This is a genomic window from Kitasatospora sp. NBC_01287, from assembly GCF_026340565.1.
In the GTDB taxonomy this organism is placed as follows: Bacteria; Actinomycetota; Actinomycetes; order Streptomycetales; family Streptomycetaceae; genus Kitasatospora.
Genome location: NZ_JAPEPB010000001.1, coordinates 4113440 through 4132352 on the forward strand (window position 1 = coordinate 4113440; position 18913 = coordinate 4132352).

17 protein-coding genes are annotated in these 18913 nt (G+C 74.7%); 7 read left to right on the top strand and 10 right to left on the bottom strand.

Going from position 1 to position 18913, the window contains the following annotated elements; translation table 11 throughout:
• The first annotated feature begins 298 nt into the window (after positions 1-298).
• A complete protein-coding gene (locus OG455_RS17370) occupies positions 299-1141 on the top strand; it encodes an alpha/beta fold hydrolase (RefSeq protein WP_266294680.1) in 843 nt (280 codons plus the stop codon).
• A 76-nt stretch (positions 1142-1217) separates the two neighbouring features.
• Here the strand turns inward: OG455_RS17370 and OG455_RS17375 are convergent, their stop codons facing one another.
• The 3 genes from OG455_RS17375 to OG455_RS17385 form a co-directional block, all read right to left on the bottom strand.
• Entirely contained in the window at positions 1218-2240 is a 1023-nt protein-coding gene (locus OG455_RS17375; RefSeq protein ID WP_266294682.1) for a LacI family DNA-binding transcriptional regulator, read from the bottom strand.
• Between the two features lie 2 nt (positions 2241-2242).
• Positions 2243-2596, bottom strand: a complete 354-nt coding sequence (locus tag OG455_RS17380; protein WP_266294684.1) for a DUF4229 domain-containing protein — start codon at positions 2594-2596, stop codon at positions 2243-2245.
• Between the two features lie 165 nt (positions 2597-2761).
• Positions 2762-4108: an MFS transporter gene (locus OG455_RS17385; RefSeq protein WP_266294686.1), complete on the bottom strand. Its 1347-nt coding sequence runs from the start codon at positions 4106-4108 to the stop codon at positions 2762-2764.
• 117 nt (positions 4109-4225) lie between these two features.
• Here OG455_RS17385 and OG455_RS17390 point away from each other — a divergent pair, with 117 nt between their 5' ends.
• Complete coding sequence (locus tag OG455_RS17390) at positions 4226-5203, top strand: GlxA family transcriptional regulator (protein WP_266294694.1); 978 nt, start codon at positions 4226-4228, stop codon at positions 5201-5203.
• A 397-nt stretch (positions 5204-5600) separates the two neighbouring features.
• Here the strand turns inward: OG455_RS17390 and OG455_RS17395 are convergent, their stop codons facing one another.
• The gene (locus OG455_RS17395; RefSeq protein WP_266294696.1) at positions 5601-6041 is read right to left on the bottom strand and encodes an anti-sigma regulatory factor; all 441 of its coding nucleotides are present in this window, start codon (positions 6039-6041) and stop codon (positions 5601-5603) included.
• A 223-nt stretch (positions 6042-6264) separates the two neighbouring features.
• Between OG455_RS17395 and OG455_RS17400 the strand changes: the two genes are divergently transcribed.
• Together OG455_RS17400 and OG455_RS17405 are read left to right on the top strand one after the other, a co-directional pair.
• Positions 6265-6762 carry a sigma-70 family RNA polymerase sigma factor gene (locus OG455_RS17400; protein WP_266294697.1) on the top strand — a complete coding sequence of 166 codons (498 nt, stop codon included), beginning with the start codon at positions 6265-6267 and terminating at the stop codon, positions 6760-6762.
• A 55-nt stretch (positions 6763-6817) separates the two neighbouring features.
• On the top strand, positions 6818-7963 hold the full coding sequence (locus OG455_RS17405) for a maleylpyruvate isomerase N-terminal domain-containing protein (RefSeq protein ID WP_266294698.1): 1146 nt from the start codon (positions 6818-6820) through the stop codon (positions 7961-7963).
• A gap of 95 nt (positions 7964-8058) precedes the next feature.
• On the opposite strand, the gene purU is transcribed toward OG455_RS17405, so the two are convergent.
• Positions 8059-8967, bottom strand: a complete 909-nt coding sequence (purU, locus tag OG455_RS17410) for a formyltetrahydrofolate deformylase (protein ID WP_266294700.1) — start codon at positions 8965-8967, stop codon at positions 8059-8061.
• Between the two features lie 69 nt (positions 8968-9036).
• On the bottom strand, positions 9037-9555 hold the full coding sequence (locus OG455_RS17415; RefSeq protein WP_266294702.1) for a hypothetical protein: 519 nt from the start codon (positions 9553-9555) through the stop codon (positions 9037-9039).
• Positions 9556-9712: 157 nt separating this feature from the next.
• Here OG455_RS17415 and OG455_RS17420 point away from each other — a divergent pair, with 157 nt between their 5' ends.
• The gene (locus OG455_RS17420; RefSeq protein WP_266294704.1) at positions 9713-11023 is read left to right on the top strand and encodes an ABC transporter substrate-binding protein; all 1311 of its coding nucleotides are present in this window, start codon (positions 9713-9715) and stop codon (positions 11021-11023) included.
• 111 nt (positions 11024-11134) lie between these two features.
• Here the strand turns inward: OG455_RS17420 and OG455_RS17425 are convergent, their stop codons facing one another.
• Positions 11135-12478: a helix-turn-helix transcriptional regulator gene (locus OG455_RS17425; protein ID WP_266294706.1), complete on the bottom strand. Its 1344-nt coding sequence runs from the start codon at positions 12476-12478 to the stop codon at positions 11135-11137.
• A 262-nt stretch (positions 12479-12740) separates the two neighbouring features.
• Between OG455_RS17425 and OG455_RS17430 the strand changes: the two genes are divergently transcribed.
• Positions 12741-13595 (top strand): neprosin family prolyl endopeptidase, encoded by an 855-nt coding sequence (locus OG455_RS17430; RefSeq protein ID WP_266294708.1) that lies wholly within the window; start codon positions 12741-12743, stop codon positions 13593-13595.
• Between the two features lie 93 nt (positions 13596-13688).
• On the opposite strand, the gene OG455_RS17435 is transcribed toward OG455_RS17430, so the two are convergent.
• Positions 13689-14789, bottom strand: coding sequence for a hypothetical protein (locus tag OG455_RS17435; protein WP_266294710.1), 1101 nt, complete (start codon positions 14787-14789; stop codon positions 13689-13691).
• 290 nt (positions 14790-15079) lie between these two features.
• On the bottom strand, positions 15080-16456 hold the full coding sequence (locus tag OG455_RS17440; RefSeq protein WP_266294712.1) for a twin-arginine translocation signal domain-containing protein: 1377 nt from the start codon (positions 16454-16456) through the stop codon (positions 15080-15082).
• A 468-nt stretch (positions 16457-16924) separates the two neighbouring features.
• On the opposite strand from OG455_RS17440, the gene OG455_RS17445 reads away from it, so the two are divergent.
• Positions 16925-17650, top strand: a complete 726-nt coding sequence (locus OG455_RS17445) for a bifunctional DNA primase/polymerase (RefSeq protein WP_266294714.1) — start codon at positions 16925-16927, stop codon at positions 17648-17650.
• A 428-nt stretch (positions 17651-18078) separates the two neighbouring features.
• Here OG455_RS17445 and OG455_RS17450 read toward each other — a convergent pair whose 3' ends face one another.
• Positions 18079-18771: a metal-dependent transcriptional regulator gene (locus OG455_RS17450; protein ID WP_266294716.1), complete on the bottom strand. Its 693-nt coding sequence runs from the start codon at positions 18769-18771 to the stop codon at positions 18079-18081.
• Between the last annotated feature and the right edge of the window lie 142 nt (positions 18772-18913).

Sequence of the window (18913 nt, forward strand, 5' to 3'; positions counted from 1 at the left end):
ACCAGCGCATCGGGCGGGTCGATACCCGTTTGGCGTCGATATCGGTGTCGGCGAGTTCCGCGTCGAAACGCGTGACCTGGTCCGCGGGCAGCGACTCCCGGATCTCCCGGATCGTGCGAAGCGGGTGCGCCTGCTCCGGACGGATGGGCGGCTGCGGTGGGGTCGGGGCGGTACTCATGATCAGCTCCTCCACCTGGCCGCTCACGTTTCCGGGCCCGGGGACCAGCCCAGGTCCTCCCCTACCCTTCCCGCCGATAATCGATTGCCCTGCTCGGCACCCGCTGCCAAGCTCCCCGCCATGCATGAATTCGACGCACCCGACGGCACCCGGCTGGCCTACCACGTCTTCGGGGAGGGCGAGCCGCTGGTCTGCCTGCCGGGTGGCCCGATGCGGGACGCCGAGTACCTGGGCGACCTCGGCGGGCTCGGCGCGCACCGGCGGCTGATCGTGCTCGACCCGCGCGGCACCGGCTCCTCGGCCGTGCCCGCGGACGAGGGGTCCTACCGGTGCGACCGGCAGGTGGCCGACGTCGAGGCGCTGCGGGTCCACCTCGGCCTCGACCGGCTGGACCTGCTCGCGCACTCGGCCGCCGCCAACCTCGCGGTGCTCTTCGCCACCCGGCACCCCGAGCGGGTCGCCCGGCTCGCCCTGGTCACCCCGAGCACCCGGGCCGTCGGCATCCCGGTCACCGGGGAGACCCGGCGCGAGGCGGCCCTGCTGCGCGAGGACGAGCCGTGGTTCGCCGCCGCGATCGCCGCCTTCGAGGCGATCGAGGCCGAGCAGGAGACCGACGAGGACTGGGAGGCCATCGTCCCCTTCTCCTACGGCCGTTGGGACGCGGTGGCCCAGGCCCACGACGCCGCCGCGGCGGAGCAGGAGAACGAGGAGGCCGAGGACGGCTTCGGCGCCGAGGGCGCCTTCGACCCGGACGCCACCCGCGCCGCGCTCGCCACCCTCACCTCCCCGGTGCTGGTGCTGGCCGGCGAGCTGGACTGGGCGACCACCCCGGGCATCGCGGGCGAGTTCGCCGCCCTGCTGCCCGGCGCCGAGCTCGCGGTCCAGCAGGGTGCGGGCCACTACCCGTGGCTGGACGACGCCGAGGCGTTCGCGTCCGCGGTCGCGGGGTTCCTCGACCGGTAGGGCGATAGGGCTGCCCGCCCGGTGGCTCTGACCGGCTCTGACCGGCTCGGGCGGGCTCAGGCCGACTCAGGCGGGCTCAGGCCGGCGCCGTCGAGCCCCGGACGATCAGCGAGGTGGGCAGCGGCGCCGACTCCCGCACCGGCCGCCCGTCCAGCCTGGCCACCAGGGCCGCCACCCCGGCCCGGCCCAGCTGCTCGCCGGGCAGGTCCACGGTGGTCAGCGGCGGGGTGAGCAGCGCCGCGACGGAGACGTTGTCGATGCCGACCACCGAGAGGTCCCGCGGGATCCGCAGGCCAAGGTCGGCGGCGGCCTGGTAGACGCCGGAGGCGACCACGTCGTCGTCGCAGACCACGGCGTGCGGGCGGTCGGGCCGGCCGAGCAGCTCGGTGGCGGCCGACCGGGCGGCGGATTCGCCGCGGTTGAGGGGGACGCCGACTTCGAGCACGTCGAGGCCGCGGGCAGCGGCCTCGAAGGCGGCCTGGCGGACCCGGAAGGTGTGCGCGCTGTGGGTCGAGCGGAAGCGGCCCAGGCGCCGGTGGCCGAGCGCGAGCAGGTGGCCGACGGCGGCCGCCATGCCGCCCGCGAGGTCGAGCTCGACGGTGGGGGCGCCGCCGGCCGCGGCCGGGTCGGCGTCCAGGAAGACGGCCGGGGTGCCGGGTGGCAGCCCGCCGAGCTGGCTGTCGTCCGGCGAGCAGATCAGCAGCCCGTCGAAGCGGCTGGTGGTGGCGGCCTCCGCGAGGGTGGTGGCGCTCCAGCCGGAGCTGACCACCACGTCCAGGCCGTGCCGGGCGGCCTCCTCGTGCACCCCGGCCAGCACCCGGCCGAAGAACGGGCCCTGCAGGTTGGGCACGGCGAGCAGGGCCAGGCCGCTGCGGCCCAGCCGCAGCTGGCGACCGGCCGCCTGCGGGCGGTAGCCCAGACCGCGAGCCGCCTCCAGGACCCGCTGCCGGGTGGTGGCGGAGACCCGGTGGCCGGCCTCGGAGCCGGAGAAGACCAGCGAGACGGTGGCCTGCGAGACGCCGGCCAGCTGGGCCACGTCGCGGCCGGTGGGGCGCCTGACCGGCGTGCCGGGCTCGGCAGGCGTGGGCGCGCCGGTCACGGTCAGGACTGCGTGGTCGCGGCGGCCTCGCCGGCGGCCGCCGCGCGGGCGGCGTCGTCCGCCGCGTCCTCCTCGGCGTTCTGCGCGGCGACCCGCTGTCCGGCCCGGGAGCGGATGGTGGCGACCTTGCTGACGACCTGCTCGGACATCTCGTCGCGCTGCTTGCTCAGCACCACGTAGCTGATCGGCGCCGAGACCAGGCCGGCCAGCAGCACCAGGAAGACCATCCCGGTGGCGCCCACCACGGGGATGATCCCGAAGTGGCCCAGCAGCACGGAGACCAGCAGGCAGGCGAGGAAGATGCTGGCCCGCAGGGAGGTGTAGCGGAGCGTGGCGTGGGACTTGCTGCTGCTCACGGATGGCTTCCTTCGTCACGGGCGGTACGGCAGGCGGGGCGGGAGCCACCGGCGCCGGCGTGGCTCGACCTCCCAGTGAAGCATGCCGATCCGGGAGCGCGGCGCCCGGCCGCCACTACCGCGGCCGAGCGCGGCGCCCCGCCCACACCACCGCGGCTACCGCGACTACCGTGCCGCCGGGGCGCCCGGCGGCACGGTGGCGGCCGGGCGGCCGCGCAGCCCCAGGCAGAGCAGCACCGCCAGCGCGCAGAGGCCGCCCGCGCCGTCCCAGGCCAGGTCGTAGTTGCCGTAGTGGTCGCGCAGCGCCCCGGCCGCGGTGGCGGCGATCGCGCCGCCCAGCTGGTGGCAGGCCAGCACCCAGCCGAAGACGATCGGCGCGTCGGCACCGAACTGGCGCCGGCAGAGCGCGACCGTGGGCGGCACGGTGGCGACCCAGTCCAGGCCGTAGAAGATCACGAAGGCCAGGAACGGCGGCTTCACCGAGCCGGCGAACAGTTGCGGCAGCAGCACCAGGGACAGGCCGCGCAGCGCGTAGTAGACGAGCAGCAGGCGGCGCGAGTCGATCCGGTCGGTGAGCCAGCCGCTGGCCACGGTGCCGATCACGTCGAAGACGCCGATCAGCGCGAGCAGGCTCGCCGCGGTGGTCTCCGGCATCCCGTGGTCGTGCGCGGCGGGGATGAAGTGGGTGCCGACCACGCCCACCGTGGTCGCCCCGCAGATCGAGAAGGAGCCGGCCAGCAGCCAGAACTGCCGCACCCGCACGGCCTCGCGCAGCACCCGCAGGGTGCGCGACAGGGCCCGGTCGCCGCCGACGGCCTCGGCGTCCGGCTCACCGGGCCGTGCGCCGTAGGGCAGCAGTCCGAGGTCGGCGGGGCGCTCGCGCATCAGCAGCAGCACCGGCACGGAGACGGCGGTGGCGCAGAGCGAGACCACCATGACCGCGGCCTTCCAGCCCTCGTTCTGCACCAGCCAGGAGAGCACCGGCAGGAAGATCAGGTTGCCGGTCGCGCCGCCCGCGGTGAGCACCCCGAGCACCAGGCCCTGCCGGGCCCGGAACCAGCGCCCGCTGATCGTGGTGGCGAAGGCGCCGGCCATGCTGCCGCTGCCCAGGCCCACCAGGAAGCCCCAGCAGAGGATCAGCTGCCAGGGCCTGGTCATCAGCACGGTCAGCCCGGAGCCCACCGAGATGGTGAGCAGCGCGCAGACCGTCACCAGGCGCACCCCGAAGCGGTCCATCAGCGCGGCGGCGAACGGCGCGGTCAGGCCGTAGAGCACGAGGTTGACCGAGACGGCGATCCCGATGGTGGCGTGCGACCAGCCGAACTGGCTGTTCCAGGCGCCCATCATGAGGCCCGGTGCGGAGCGGAAGCCCGCCGAGCCGACCAGGACCAGCAGCGAGACGGCGGCGACGATCCAGGCGTAGTGCGGGCGGGTGGCGGGACGGCGGTCGGGACGGCGGTCGGGATGGCGGTCGGGGCGGCCGTCGGTGGGCGTGGTCAGCTCGGTGGTCACAGCGATGATTCTGGCGGCCCGGCGCGGCGGCCACGAGTGGCCTGACTGCCAGCTTCCGTCAAGATCGGGCCACCCCGCCGAACGGCCCGCGGCCCGCCACCGGCCACAATGAGGCGCATGACGGCACCTCATCGGGTCGCGGTCCTGGCCCTGGACCGCGTGATCGCCTTCGAACTGGGCATCCCCTCCCGCATCTTCGAGTCCGCGACGGCGGCGGACGGCAGCCCGCTCTACCAGGTCGCGACCTGCACGGTGGACGGCCGCGCGGTGGCCAGCAGCAGCGACTTCAAGATCAGCGTGGACCACGGTCCCGAACTCCTGGAGCTGGCCGACACCGTGATCGTCCCGGCCGCCCGGGACCTCGGGCCGGCCTTCCTGCACGGCGAGCTGAACGGGCCGCTCGCCGAGGCGATGGCCCGGATCCGGCCCGGCACCCGGATCGCCTCGATCTGCACGGGCGCCTTCGTGCTGGCCGCCGCCGGGCTGCTGGACGACCGCCCGGCCACCACCCACTGGCGCTACACCGAGCGCTTCGCCCAGCTCTTCCCGCAGGTGCGGCTCGACCCCGACGTGCTCTTCGTGGACGACGGCGACGTGCTCACCTCCGGCGGGGTGGCCGCCGGGGTCGACCTCTGCCTGCACCTGGTGCGCCGCGACCACGGCGGCGCGGTGGCCAACCAGGTGGCCCGCACCTGCCTGGTGCCGCCGTGGCGCGAGGGCGGGCAGCGGCAGTACGTCGAGGCGCCCACGCCGGCGGACGACACCGGCGACAGCACGGCGGCGGTGCGCGGCTGGGCGCTGGAGCACCTGGCCGAGCCGCTGACGCTGCGTCGGCTGGCCGAGCGGGCCCGGATGAGCGTGCGCACCTTCACCCGGCGGTTCCGCGAGGAGACCGGCAGCAGCCCGGGGCAGTGGCTCACCGTGCAGCGCACCGCACGGGCCCGGGAGCTGCTGGAGCGCACCGAGCTGAGCATCGACCAGGTGGCCAGGGAGTCCGGCTTCGGCACGGCGGCCTCACTGCGGCTGCAGCTGCGCGGGCACCTGGACCTGGCACCGAGCGCCTACCGGCGGACCTTCCGGACGCCGGCGGGCTGACCGTCACCGGGCACAGGAACGGGAACGGGGCCGGGAACGGGCGCAGGAACAGGAACGGGACCGGGCCGCGGACGCAGCACGGCGGCCGACCGGGCACCCCTGCCCGGGCGGCCGCCGGTACGGGCCCTGACCCGCACTACGGCGCTCCGCACTCGCCAAGGCTGCGGTGGCCGACCGGGTCCGCAGGCCCGATTCCCCAGGCCACCTGCTCCTTGGCGTCCCCTCGCGACGGAGAGCTGACCCAAGGGTGATCAGCTCGATACGTCACGTCAATGGGTTGTCCGAAATTCGGATTGGTTGCGCTCCGTTTCGGCCTGCCAACCACCCATTCCGGCCGTCGGGCCGCCAGGCCTCAGGCCGTCGGGTCTCAGGCCGTCAGGTCTCAGGCCGTCAGGTCTCAGGCCGTCAGGGCCCGTGCCTCGCGGACGGACTGCCCGCCGCCGGCCCCGGCCCGGTCGATCTCGCACCAGACGAGCTTGCCCGAGCCCTGCGGGTACCAGCCCCAGCGCGCGCAGAGCAGCTCGACCAGCTCCAGCCCCCGCCCGCTGGTGGCCGAGGCGGTCGCGTGCCGGGGCGCGGGCGCGGAACCGCTGGCGTCGGCCACCTCCACCCGCAGCGGTCCGGCGGCCGGCGGCCAGGAGAGCCGCAGCACGGCCGGCCGGCCGGTGTGCAGCACCGCGTTGGTCACCAGCTCGGAGACCACCAGGACCAGGGTCTCGGCGAACGGCGCGTCCGGATCCGCCCCGAAGGCGAGCACCTGCGCGCGGACCCAGCGGCGGGCCCGGCCGACCTCGGCGGGGTCGGCCGCCACCATCAGCTGCACCTGAAGCACCTGCACCGCTCCACCACCTGCTGCCTGACGAGCTACCGGTAGGACTGTCCACGACGTCGGCGGTCATCGCACCGGCGTGACGAAACCTACCGCCCCGTCCCCGGTGACCTGCGGCGGCCACGCGGCGAAACCACCCGTGCGACATATGTCCAACCGCGCTCGAACAACCCCCGGGAGTTCTTCAGATAAAAGCCCCTCAGGGCCTCCGGCACCGCTATACCGTGGAGCCATGACCGCACCGGACTGGGACCAGCAGATGCGGTCGCGACTGGCCCGCGGTGAGGAGAGCGCGCTCGGCGAGCTCTACGACCAGCTCGCTCCGCTGGTGCACGGCCTGGCCGGGCGGATCCTGGACGACGAGCAGGCCGCGGCGCAGCTCACCCGGGAGGTCTTCGGCCACCTGTGGGAGCACCCGGAGGAGTTCGACCCGGACCGGCGCTCGCTGCGCTCCTGGGTCGGCGAACTGACCCAGCGGCGGGCCGTGGAGCGGCTGCGCGGGGCCGACCTGGGCCAGCGGGAGATCGACGCCCGGGCCGCCGACGCCCAGGTGCAGTACGTGGTGGCCGCACTGCCGCCGCCGCTGCGCGAAACGCTGGAGACCGCCTGGCTGGACGGCGGCACCTACCAGGAGACGGCCCGCCGGCTCGGCATCAGCGAGCAGGCGACCAAGCAGCGCCTCCGCCTGGGTCTGCAACTGCTCGCCTCCGAGCTGGAGTTCGGGTCATGATGGCGACAGGCCCGCGACACCGGCGGGGAATTCGGCTGCGACGGGAGCTCGGCTCGTGCTGACGGAGCGGGAACACGAGGCGCTGCGCGGCCTGCTCGGCGCCTGGGCGCTGCGGGCCTGCCCGCCCGAGGAAGGCGCCGAGCTGGAACGGCACTTCGCCGATTGCCCGGACTGCGCCGAGGAGGGCGAACGGCTGCGCCGGGCCGCCGCCCGGCTGCGGGCCGACGACCCGCTGGACCAGCCCGACGGGCTGCGCCAGCAGGTGCTCGACTTCTGCCTGACCCGCCGCGTGGCCGATCGGCCGCTCGCGCCCTGGGCCGCCCCGTACGCGGCGGAGACGGCCAAGCTGGACGCGCTGCTGCGCGACCTGGGCCCGAGCGAGTGGCAGGAGGTGGCCGAACTGCCCTGGCACGGCGGGGCGCTGCGGCACCGGCCGGCCGACGTGCTCTGCCACCTGGCCGCGGTGGACGGGCTGCTCGCCCGGGCGCTGGGCCTGCCGGACGTGCTGCCGCCGGCCGCCGAGGACCGGGTGCCGGCCCAGGGCGGCGAACGCGGCGGGCCGGCCGGTCCGTTCCACGAGCTGGTGGAGCGCAGCGAGCGGCTGAGCCGCGCCGAGGCCGGCGCCACCCCGCACGCGGTGCGCACGCTCTGGCGGACGCAGGCCCAGGCACTGCTCCGCGAGGCCGCGCCGGCCACCGCCGGGGTGCCGGTGGACTACGGCTTCGCCACCGTGCCGGTCCGCGACGCGTTCATCGACCGGGCCTTCGAGACCTGGATCCACGGCGAGGACGTGGCCCGCGCGGTGGACTACCCGTACGCCGTCCCGGCCCCGCCGCACCTGCGGCAGATGGTCGACCTGGCCGCCCGGATGCTGCCCACCGCGCTGGCCGGCCTGCGCCAGGCCGCCTACGCCGGCTCCGCACCCGCCCCCGGGCCGGGCCGCACGCTGCGGCTGGTGATCGAGGGCCCGGCCAGCGGCGAGTGGCTGATCCCGCTGGACGGCGGGCCGCCGGACGCCACCGCCGCGGCCGCCCTCGCGCCGCCGGGCGACCCGGTGGCCGAGGTGGTGATCGACGGCGTGGAGTTCTGCCAGCTCGCCGCCGCGCACCGCGACCCGGAGCGCCTGCCGGTCGGCGAGCACGGCGACCGGGCGGCGATCCGCGAGCTGCTGGCGGCGGTGCCGCTGCTCTCCCGCCCGTAGACCCCGCCCCGGGCGAACGGCCGGACGGAGCCGGGCAGGCGGGGCAGGCCGGGCAGGCGAGGGGGTCAGGGCGTCACGGGGTCACGGGGTCACGGTCAGGCGAAGACCACGGTGCGGGTGCCGTTCAGCAGCACCCGGTGCTCGCTGTGCCACTTCACCGCGCGGGCCAGCGCCTGGCACTCCACGTCCCGGCCGAGCGCGACCAGTTGCTCGGGCGTCACGTCGTGCTGCACCCGGGCCACCTCCTGCTCGATGATCGGCCCCTCGTCGAGGTCGGCGGTGACGTAGTGCGCGGTCGCGCCGATCAGCTTCACGCCGCGGGCGTGCGCCTGGTGGTAGGGCTTGGCGCCCTTGAAGCTCGGCAGGAAGGAGTGGTGGATGTTGATCACCCGGCCGGAGAGCGCCTTGCAGAGGTCGTCCGAGAGCACCTGCATGTAGCGGGCCAGCACCACCAGCTCGACCGACTCGGCCTCGACCAGCTCCAGCAACTGCCGCTCGGCCTGCGCCCTGGTCTCCCGGGTCACCGGCACGTGCACGAAGGGGATGCCGTAGGAGGCGGTGAGTTCCTTGAAGTCGGTGTGGTTGGAGACCACCGCGGCGATCTCCACCGGCAGCGCGCCGATCGAGGCGCGGAACAGCAGGTCGTTCAGGCAGTGGCCGAACTTGCTGACCATCAGCACCACCCGCATCCGCGCCTCGGCCGGGTGGATCTCCCACTCCATGCCGAAGGAGGCGCCGATCGCGGCGAAGCTGGCCCGCAGGCCCTCGGCGCTCACCGGCGCCTCGGCCGAGAAGTGCACGCGCATGAAGAAGAGCCGGCTGTCGGTGTCCCGGTCGCCGAACTGCTGGCTGTCGATGATGTTGCAGCCGGTCATGAAGAGGTAGCTGGAGACCGCGTGCACGATCCCCTGCTTGTCCGGGCAGGACAGCGTCAGCACGTACTGGGTCGGCTCGCTCGGGATCGGCTCGCTCGGGATCGGCTCGGTCGCGCTCTGCTGCTCCACCACTGGTCCTTGGTCTCTCTTCGGTCGCCCGGCTCTGAGTGCGTCAAGGGTGGCACAGCCGGGCGCGGGTCAGCTGATCCGGGTGAGGATCCTCAGCACTTCGAGCGAACGCGGCGGCGTGTGCGGATCCTCGCCGTCGTTGACCGCGAGCAACTCGTGCGCGGCGGCCGCCGCCGCCACCGCCTCCGGCCAGTCGGGGTGGCCGAGGTAGGCGGCGGCCGGGGCGTCCGCGCCGACCTCGTGCAGGATCCGCAGCACCCGCAGCACGGCGGCGTCCACCAGAGCCGCTTCGGCGGCGTCCCGGACGATGGTGCCGATGTACTTCTCGGCCGACCAGCGGTCCAGCCAGCTGTCCTCGACCAGCCGGTAGACCGCGTCGGTGATGTCGCCGTAGCCCGCGCGGCCTTCCGCCCAGTACTCGTGCTGGAAGACGGGGTCGGCGAGCATGTGCAGGGCGGAGCGCAGCCGGGCGCGCCAGCGCCACCAAGGCAGATCGTTGAGCGACATGCCGCCCATGGTGCTTGAGCGGCGCCCCGGACGAGAAGGGTTTCGTGGAGAGCTGTTCGAAGTTTCTGCGCTGACCGCCATGGGAAGCGATGCTACGTTCCCGCTCCATCCGGATCTACACGCGTCCGCACACTGAGTTCATGCCTCGTTGGCGGCTCGTTCCGTTGTCCGCCCTCTGCCCGTGCGAACCCCCGTCAAGGCTGGTGGCCCACCACGTCGATGGCAAGGGATGGCCGAGATGACCGACGCACCTGGGGCGCGGCCGGAGCGGACCGGGCGCCACCGCGCGGCGGGGCTGGCCGCCGCGGCCGCGCTGCTCCCGGCCCTGCTCGCCACCGCCGGCTGCGGCGGTGCGGCCGACGCCAGCGCCAAGACCACGCTGACCGTGATGACCTGGGCACCGGCCGACACCGGCTCCACCGACCGGCCCGGCATGACCGCGCTGGCCACCGCGATCGGCGATGAGGTCAACACCCAGGGCGGCGTGGCCGGACGCCGGCTCAAGGTGCTCACCTGCAACGAGCACAACACCGCCGACGGGGCCGCCGCCTGCGCCCAACAGGCCGTTCAGGCCGGCGCGGTCGCGGTGATCGGCTCCTACAGCCAGTACGGCGACAGCTTCATGCCGCCGCTGGAGGCCAAGGGCATCCCCTTCATCGGCGGCTACGGCCTCTCCAGCCCCGAGTTCACCAGCCCGATGTCCTACCCCGTGGCCGGCGGCACGCTCGCGCTGATCGCCGGCAGCGGGCGGCAGCTGGTCGCGGCGGGCTGCCGGACGGTCGCGCTGATCCGCCCCGACACCCCGGCCGGCGACGGCCTGGTCGGCGAGCTCGGCGCGGCGCTGCAGCCGGACGGCGTGAAGCTGACCGACGTCCGGGCCAAGGAGACCTCCTCCGACTTCACCGCCCAGGCCCAGCAGGCGATCGGCGCCGACCTGCCGGGCAACTGCATCACCGCCGCCCTCAGCCCGACCCCCACCCTCAACCTGCTCGACGCGCTGCGCCGCCAGCCGCGCCGCAACACCCGGCTCGCCTCGGTGATCGGCAGCTTCCAGCAGTCCGTGGTGGACTCCACCGGCGGCGACGGCGGTCCGCTGAGCAGCGCCTTCGCGACCGGCTGGTACCCGCCGGAGGACTCGAAGGTCTGGGACCCGCTGCGCGACGTGGTGAGCACCCGGGCCGCCGCCGGGCTGACCACCATCGACGTCTCCGACCCCGGGGTGGAGACCACCTGGGTCGCCTACCAGGTCTTCCTGCAGGCCGTGCAGCACCTGGGCGACCAGCCGGTGACCACCAAGTCGCTGCGCGACCAGCTGGAGAACGGCGCCCCGATCAGCACCGGCGGCGCCACCCCGCCGCTCAGCTGGACGCTGACCAGCATGCTGGCCAGCGCCGACGCCCCGCGCCTGGTGAACACCTCGGTCACCTTCCAGCAGGTGCAGAACGGCCGGCTGGTCCAGTCGCAGCCGGGCTTCGTGGACGTGCGCTGGGTGCTGACCGGCGGCAGGCCGCCGGCCGGGCCCGGCACGTCCTCACCGTCCGCCTCTTGAGCCCCGCCTCCTGAACCACCTGCTGAACCACCTCCTGGGCCGCCTGCTGAACCACCTGCTGGGCCGCCTGCTGCCGCCGCTCGGGGTTCGCTCGCGCGGCCCTGGCCCCGCTCAGAGCGGCGGCGCGGCCGGGGCCGGGCCGAGCGTCGTGGTGCCCGGCGCGGCCTGGTGCCCCAACCCGCTGCGGTAGACGTCCAGTGCCGCCTCCAGCCGCCCGGTGCGGCGCAGCAGGTCGCCCAGCAGCCGGCACAGGTCCGCCAGGTCGGCCGCCGCACCCGCGCCGGCCAGCAGCTCCAGCGCGGTGCGGTAGTGCGCCTCGGCGGCCGCCGCGTCGCCCTGCTCCTCGGCGATCCGGCCCAGCAGCCGGTGCGCGGCGCCGCCGTGCACCGCGCCGCGGCCCGGGTGCAGCGAGTCCAGCAGGTCGGCCAGGAGCGCCGTCGCCTCCGTCGAGCGGCCGGCGCGGCGCAGCACGTCGGCCAGCTCGACGTCGATCTGCTGCAGGTAGAGGGTTGCCTGACCCCGCGCCAGCAGTTCGCGCGCGGTGCGCAGTTCGCGCTCGGCGGCGGGCAGGTCGCCGTCCTGGGCGCGCAGGTAGCCGCGCATCCAGTGGCAGTGCGCGAGTTCGGTGCGGATCCGCAGCTGCTGGTAGAGCTCCTGGGCCTTGGCGAGCGAGGCCTCGGCCTCGGCCGCCCGGCCCTCGGCGAGCAGCGTGCGGGCGACCCCGCGGTGCAGCCGGGCCACCAGCGCCGGGTCCGCCACCTGCGGGGCGAGCGCGAGGGCGAGGTCGGCGGCCTGGGCGGCGCGGCGGTGCGCGCCCAGGTCCATGTAGGGGGCTATCACCGCGGAGTAGAGCAGCAGCAGGGCGTGCGGGTCGGCCAGGCCACCGGTGTTGAGCTGGTCGATCGCGCTCTCCAGCAGGTAGCACGCGTACCGCAGGTCGCCCGCGAGCAGGTGGGCCACCGCGCGGCCGCGCAGCGCGGGCACCCGGGCAGGCAGCGGGGCCTCCCGCAGCAGGTCCTCGGCGGCCTGGAAGTGCTCGATCGCCTGGTCGAGTTCGCCGGTGTCCAGCGCGCAGTCGCCCAGGCCCAGCAGGGCCGCCGACCACTGCTCGGCCAGGCCGTGCCGCTCGGCCTCGGCGGCGAGTTCGGCGAAGCGCGGGGCCGCCTCGGCCGGCTCGCCGGCGCAGAGCAGCTGGCGGGCCTCGGCCAGGCGCAGGCCGAGCTCGGCGGCCAGGTGCGGCGGCCGCCCGGTGGCGAGCTGCTCCACGCTGACCCCCAGGCGGTCGGCCAGGTAGCGCAGCGCCGTCCCGGAGGGGCGGACCCTGCCCGCCTCCAGGGTGGAGATGTACGCGGCGGTGTAGTCGGGCTCCGCGAGGGCGCGCTGGGTCAGGCCGCGCTCGGTGCGCAGCCGCAGCACCCGCGGGCCGATGCCGCTCTGGTCCGTCAGCTCGTTCATTCTCGTCACGCTCGCACAGGGTATTGCGGGGCGGGTCCGTCGGCACTAGCTTAACCGCCAACATAAGCAGATGACTTAACCAGGCTTACATTCGTACTTAAGTCGCTGCTTCCGGACTCCCCCGCACCCTCAGCGCCCTCGCACGCCCTCAGCAGCCCCGCCGCACCCTCGGCACGCCCCTGTCACATCCGCCGCACCCTCGGCACCCCCAGCACACCCGACACCCGCCGCACCCTCGGCACCCTCCCGGAACGGAACCCCCATGCGCATACGCCAGGCCCTCGTCAGCGGCGCCACCACCCTCGCCGCCGCACTCAGCCTGCTGGCCGCCGCCCCCGCGGCCAACGCCACCCCGGTCACCGCGGCCGCCACCACCCCCGCGACGGCCGCGCCCAGCCCGGGCCCGCTGAGCCCGCCGCTGGTCAACGGCAGCGGCCCGGTCTGCTGGTTCGGCTCCTGCTACGACTACGTGTCGGGCCGTCAGGTGACCGACACCGACGGGGCGACGGTGCGGATGCTGCAGGCCGCGCCCGCGATCAAGCCCGGCGACACCGACTCGCACTCGCTCCAGGAGCTGGCGCTGCAGTCCAGCGACCAGAAGTCGACCGTGGAGATCGGCTGGACGGTCGACCTCGGGCTCAACGGCGACGTGCTGCCCCACCTGTTCGTCTACCACTGGGTGGACGGCGCCACCAGCTGCTACAACGGCTGCGGCTTCGTCCAGGTCTCGCGGACCGCCAAGGCCGGCATGGCACTGCGGCCGGGCACCCCCGCCCGGTTCAGCATCCAGAACGTGGCCGGCGACTGGTGGCTCTTCTACAACGAGCAGGCCGTCGGCTACTTCCCCGGGTCACTCTGGAACGGGACCTACACCCGGGCCCAGGTCGTCACCGCCTTCGGTGAGGTGGCGCACGCCACGGGCAGCACCTGCGAGCAGATGGGCGACGGGCGCCCGGGCACCGCGCGGAGCGCCGGTTGGATCTCCGACTTCCACCTGCTCGGTGCCACCGACCGCTCCAGCCTCACGGTGGCCGCCACCAGCCCGGCCCTCTACTCCGCGGGCGCGGTCACCCCGACCTCGTTCCGCCTCGGCGGCCCCGGCACCGGCCCCTGCTGACACCCGCTCAGGCCGTAGGCCGCCGAGCCCTCACCGGCAGTAGGCCGCCAAGCCCTCGGCCGTAGGCCGCCGAGCCCTCACGGGCCCGGCGGCCTACAGCTGTGAGGGGCCGAGCGAGGGCAGGCCGGCCTGCTGGGCGATCGCGTTCCACAGGGTCGAGGCCTGGCCCTTGGCCGTGGTGGCGGTGCCGCTGGCCTGGTCGCCGGCCTGCAGGTTGGGGTCCTGGCCCACCTTGGTCGGATCGCAGCTCTGGGAGAAGTCGCCGGCCCAGGCCGCGTAGGAGTCGTCCGCGTTGGCGGAGGCCTGCCAGGCCTGGTTGAGCTGGGTGACCAACTGGGCGCCGGTCGGCAGCTTGTCCACCTTGAGCGCGGCGAGGCTGGTCACCAGCTGCTTGCGCTGCGTCGAGGCCTGGGTGAGCGCGGTCTGCGCGGCGCCCGGGTTGTCGCACTTCTTCACCGCGCCGACCGCGCCGATCACGGCCTGGCGGCTCGCGTTCGCGGTGCCGAGCAGGGTGGAGAGCGCCTGGGCCTGGGCCTGCGCGTCGGGGCTCAGCGCACTGCCGCCGGCGGAGGCGCCGGCCGAGGCGCTGGGCGAGGCGCCGGTGCTCGCGGCCGCCGTGTGCTTGGCCTTCGGCTTGGCCTTGGCGTCATCGCCGCTGCCGCTGGCCAGCACCCCGACCAGGATGCCGCCGACCACGCAGGCCGCCACCACGCCGCCGACCACGGCCTTGCGGGAGAAGCGCCCGGCGGGCTCGGGCTCGGGCAGCGAGGCCCGGCCGAGCCGGGTGGTCTGCTCGTTGGGGGGCGGGTAGGCGGGCCCACCCTGGTAGCCGGGGGTGTGCGGATACTGGGCGGGGTCGGTGAAGCTCTGCTGGCCGCCGAAGGTGGCCACCGGCTCGCTGGTCGGGTAGGGCGGCAGGTACTGCGTCTCACCGGCCGCGACGGGGGCCGGCTCGGCGGCGTACCCGGTCGGCTGCTCGCCCCAGGGCGCCCCGGGCGCGAGGTACTCGGGGCCGCCCTGGTACTCCCCCTGACCCTGGTAGCCGGGCCCGCCGTGCGGCGGCTGCGGCCCGGCCTGCTGGTGCGGCGGCTGCTGCGGCGGCTGCTGCTGCTGCTGCGGGGCGGCCGGCTCCGGGCGGAACAAGTCGTCCAGGTTGAAGTCACCGGAGTTGGGGTACGAGCGGCGCTGGCTCAACGCGAATCCTCACCTGTGCACGGCCGTAGGCACAGCGGTACGGTCAGCGGCGGCCGGGCGGTCCCTCTGGTGGCGGACCGCCCGCGCTGTCTGTCCGGTGTGCGCACCCGGGCCTTCCTCGGTTCTGCCGCACGCTCGGCTGACGGCGGACCACACTTCTGCTGGAGTTCCTCGGAACGTCCGGCCCACGCTACCGGTTCACCGCTACGGGTGACCACGCGGGCGGGGCGTGACCTTCGCGACCAGGGCCGCGTCCGGCTCCCCCGCGGTGCGCGGCCGTCAAATGTCCCTCACGCGGCCTCCACCTCCGCCCGCTGCTGGAACTCGCGCACCACCCGGTGCTCCCGGTACGGCTCCAGCCGCCGCCGGAAGTCGTCCAGGTACTCCACGCCCCGGTTGGAGCGCAGCCCGCCCAGCAGCCGCATCGCCTGGGCCCCGGTCTCGCAGGCCCGTTCGATCTCGCGCTGCTGCAACTGCGCGGTGGCCAGCAGCACCAGGTCCACCGCCCGGCGCCGCACCCGGGTGACCGGGTGCAGGTCGAGGGCGATCCTGGCCTGCCGCTCGGCCTGCTTGGCCAGCTCCAGGTCCCGGTAGCAGTGCGCCAGTTCGTCGGCGAGGTAGGCCTCGTCGAAGTGCGCGATCCAGTCCGGGTCGTCCTGCGGGTTGCGCTGCTCCATCGCGGCGACCGCCTTGGCCGCCACCAGCTCGCAGGATCGCACGTCCCCCAGCAGCGCGTGGCCGCGCGCCTCGGCGGCGTAGAACATCGCCATCGCGGTCGGGGTGGCCACCGAACGGGCGCCCTCCTGCGCGGCCCGGGCGAGTTGGGCGATCTCCCGGGGGTTGCCCAGGGTGGCCGCCAGGTGGCTCATCGAGGCGGCCAGCACGTAGCCGCCGTAGCCCCGGTCGTCGGCGGCCTGGGCCAGGCGCAGCGCCTGGATGTAGTACCGCTGGGCCAGCCCGGGTTGGCCGGTGTCCACCGCCATGTAGCCGGCCAGTTCGGTCAGCCTGGCCACCGCGCCGAACAACTGACGCCCGGTCTCCTCCCGGTAGCCCCCGCTGAGCAGCCCCGAGACCACGCTGTTCAGGTAGTGCACCACCACCGGGCGCACGTGCCCGCTGCCGAAGCGGTGGTCCAGGTCGACCAGCATCTCGGTGGTGGCCCGGATCGCCGCGACATCGGCCGGCCCCACCCGCGGGCCGCCGGTGCGGGCGACCACCGGGTCCGGCGGGGTGATCAGCCAGTCCCGGCTGGGCTCGACCAGCGCGGAGGCGGCCACCGTGGCGCCGCCCAGGAAGTCGCGGCGGCTGACGTCGCTGCGCCACAGCTCGCAGACCTGCTCCAGCGCGCCGCTCAGCGTGGGAGCGAACTGCAGGCCCACGCCCGAGGTCAGGTTCTTGCCGTCGGCCATGCCGATCTCGTCCACGGTCACCCCGCGGCCGAGCTTGCGGCCCAGCGCCTCGGCGATCACCGCCGGTGCCTGGCCGCGCGGTTGCTGGCCGCGCAGCCAGCGGGCGACCGAGGTCTTGTCGTAGCGCAGATCGAGCCCGTGCTCGGCGCCGCAGAGGTTGACCCGGCGGGCGAGACCCGCGTTGGAGCAGCTCGCCTCCTGGATCAGCGACTGCAGACGCTCGTTGGGCTGTCGTGCGACGAGTGGTCTCGCGGCCATGGGCTTCGCCTCCCCAGCGCCCCCCGGTTCCGGCCGGCGGGCGTCGACTCTGCTGCTCTGGTGCCTGCCCGCCGGGTGGGCCCCGCGAAGGGGCTCCGACGGCGCGCCGACTACCCGGCCAGTGAAGGAACTTGAGGCCAGGTTAGCGATCAACGACACCATCGGGATACCCATGCGGACGACCGGATCAGCGTGCGCGCCCGGCTGAATGCTCCTGTGCGCCCCCGCTGCGCCCACCCGGACGACGGGAGGCGAACGCCAGGGCAACGCCGCGCCAACGCCTGCGGAGCGCCACCTTCCGCGCCAGGGCGCGCCACCTCATCGGGCGCGCGGGACCGGGCCGGGGGACCACTCGTGCGGCAGCGCGGCCCGCACCGCCGCTCACCGGTTCGGGTGACATTGGCGGCTCACGGCCACTGTCCCCGCGCCACCCCGTAACCCGCCCCACCAAGGGCAGTTGTGCAGCACGTGGAAGAGACCCCAGGAGCCCCGGAACAGGGCAGTGACGGAAAACCGATCTCCCCGCTCTTGATCGAGGCGGCCAGGTACGCGGAGGAGCGGCACTGGGAGATCGTGCCCGGCACCCACCTGATCGAGGGGGACGGCCCGGCCCGCTGCTCCTGCGGCGTGCCGGACTGCCCGCTGCCGGGGGCGCATCCCACCACCCAGGACTGGCTGCGGCGGGCCAGCGCCGGCCCCGGCGTGATCCGCCGCTGGTGGACCGAGAACCCGGCCGCCTCGATCCTGCTGCCCGCCGGGCGCTCCTTCGACGTGCTGGACGTCCCCGAGGTGGCCGGCTGCCTGGCGCTGGCGCGGATGGAGCGGCTGGAGCTGCAGCTCGGCCCGGTCCTCTCGGCGCCGGCCGCGCCCGGCCTGCGCGGGCGGCGGCTGCTCTTCCTGGTGCTGCCCGGCGCACTGGCCAAGCTGCCGGAGATGCTGCGCAAGCTCGGCTGGCAGCCCGGGCGGCTGGATCTGACGGTGCGCGGCGACGGGGACTGGGTGGTCGCGCCGCCCTCCCGGGTCGGCCCGTACAGCTTCGCGCAGTGGGCCAGGCCGCCGTCCGCGCTCAACCGCTGGCTGCCGGACGCCGCCGAGCTGATCAACCCGCTCGCCTACGCCTGCGGCCGGGACGCGCCCGCCGCCCGGCTGGTCCCGCCGCCGGGGCCGCAGCAGCAGGCGGCGCCGGTGCGCTGAGACCGCCCGGCCCCGGCCGACGCGGCGTCAGATCGATGGGCGGGCCCGGTCGCCGGGTCCGCTCTCCGGCATGCCGCCTACCCGGCGGACATCGGGGCAAGCCGCTCGGACGAGTGACAGGACGCGGCGGTTGGCGCCTACCACCCAGGGGATGAATGGGGCAGGCAGCGATCAGGCAAATCCGAGCGAAAGGGACAACGAAAAGGACACAGCCCAGGGCGAGGAGAACCGGGGACACCAGGACCGGGGGAGCCGCAGGGGAGGCCTGGACGGGGAAGCCGGGCGCGGCACGGGGGGAACCTCGGGGGGAAAGGCGGGGGGAGAGTAAGAGCGGGGGAACAGGGGCGGGAAGGGTGGGGGAACAGGGTGGGGACCCGCTGAGGCCCCGGCGCGTGGGGACGCGCCGGGTCCTCAGCGCGTGCGCCGGCTCAGGGGTGGGCGACGAAGACGTGGGCGGCGATCTCCTTGCCGAGTTCGGCGGACTCCCCGCCGCTGCCGACCAGCACACCGCCCACCGCCGCGTTGACCTGGATGGTGGCCCCGGGACGCACCCCGGCCCTGCGCAGGGTGCGCATCAGCTCCTCGTCCGTCTGGATCGGCTCACCGATCCGGCGGACCACCACGCTGGCACCGGCGTCACCGGGGCGCAGCGAGTCGAGGGTCACCAGGGCGGAGTCGAAGCCCTCACCCTCGGCCTTGGTGTCACCGAGCTCGTCCAGCCCGGGGATCGGGTTGCCGTAGGGGGACTGGGTGGGGTGGCCGAGCATGGCGAGCACCTTGCGCTCGACCGTCTCGCTCATCACGTGCTCCCAGCGACAGGCCTCCTCGTGCACCTCCTCCCACTCCAGGCCGATCACGTCGACCAGCAGGCATTCGGCGATCCGGTGCTTGCGCATCACCCGCACCGCGAGCCGACGCCCCTCCTCGGTCAGCTCCAGATGGCGATCGCCGGCGACCTGCAGCAGGCCGTCGCGCTCCATCCGGCCGACCGTCTGGCTGACCGTCGGCCCGCTCTGGTCCAGCCGCTCGGCGATCCGGGCGCGCATCGGGGTGATGCCCTCTTCCTCCAGCTCCAGGATGGTGCGAAGGTACATCTCAGTGGTATCGATCAGCCCAGACATCGTCGCCGGCTCCGTTCCTCGGTGTCCTCACCGCCAATTCTGACGTACCGCACTGACAACCGAGTCCGCGCACGGGCGCTTCCCGCGCGGTTTCGTCCCTGTTGACAGCGGACCGGGCCAGGCTCCACGGTGCTCGCCGTAG

Bases quoted from the DNA above. Each gene is read 5' to 3' on its own strand.
- OG455_RS17370 (WP_266294680.1), top strand. From the start codon at position 299: ATGCATGAATTCGACGCACCCGACGGCACCCGGCTGGCCTACCACGTC.
- OG455_RS17390 (WP_266294694.1), top strand. From the start codon at position 4,226: ATGACGGCACCTCATCGGGTCGCGGTCCTGGCCCTGGACCGCGTGATC.
- OG455_RS17400 (WP_266294697.1), top strand. From the start codon at position 6,265: ATGACCGCACCGGACTGGGACCAGCAGATGCGGTCGCGACTGGCCCGC.
- OG455_RS17415 (WP_266294702.1), bottom strand. From the start codon at position 9,555: ATGGCGGTCAGCGCAGAAACTTCGAACAGCTCTCCACGAAACCCTTCT.
- OG455_RS17420 (WP_266294704.1), top strand. From the start codon at position 9,713: ATGACCGACGCACCTGGGGCGCGGCCGGAGCGGACCGGGCGCCACCGC.
- OG455_RS17425 (WP_266294706.1), bottom strand. From the start codon at position 12,478: ATGAACGAGCTGACGGACCAGAGCGGCATCGGCCCGCGGGTGCTGCGG.
- OG455_RS17430 (WP_266294708.1), top strand. From the start codon at position 12,741: ATGCGCATACGCCAGGCCCTCGTCAGCGGCGCCACCACCCTCGCCGCC.
- OG455_RS17440 (WP_266294712.1), bottom strand. From the start codon at position 16,456: ATGGCCGCGAGACCACTCGTCGCACGACAGCCCAACGAGCGTCTGCAG.
- OG455_RS17450 (WP_266294716.1), bottom strand. From the start codon at position 18,771: ATGTCTGGGCTGATCGATACCACTGAGATGTACCTTCGCACCATCCTG.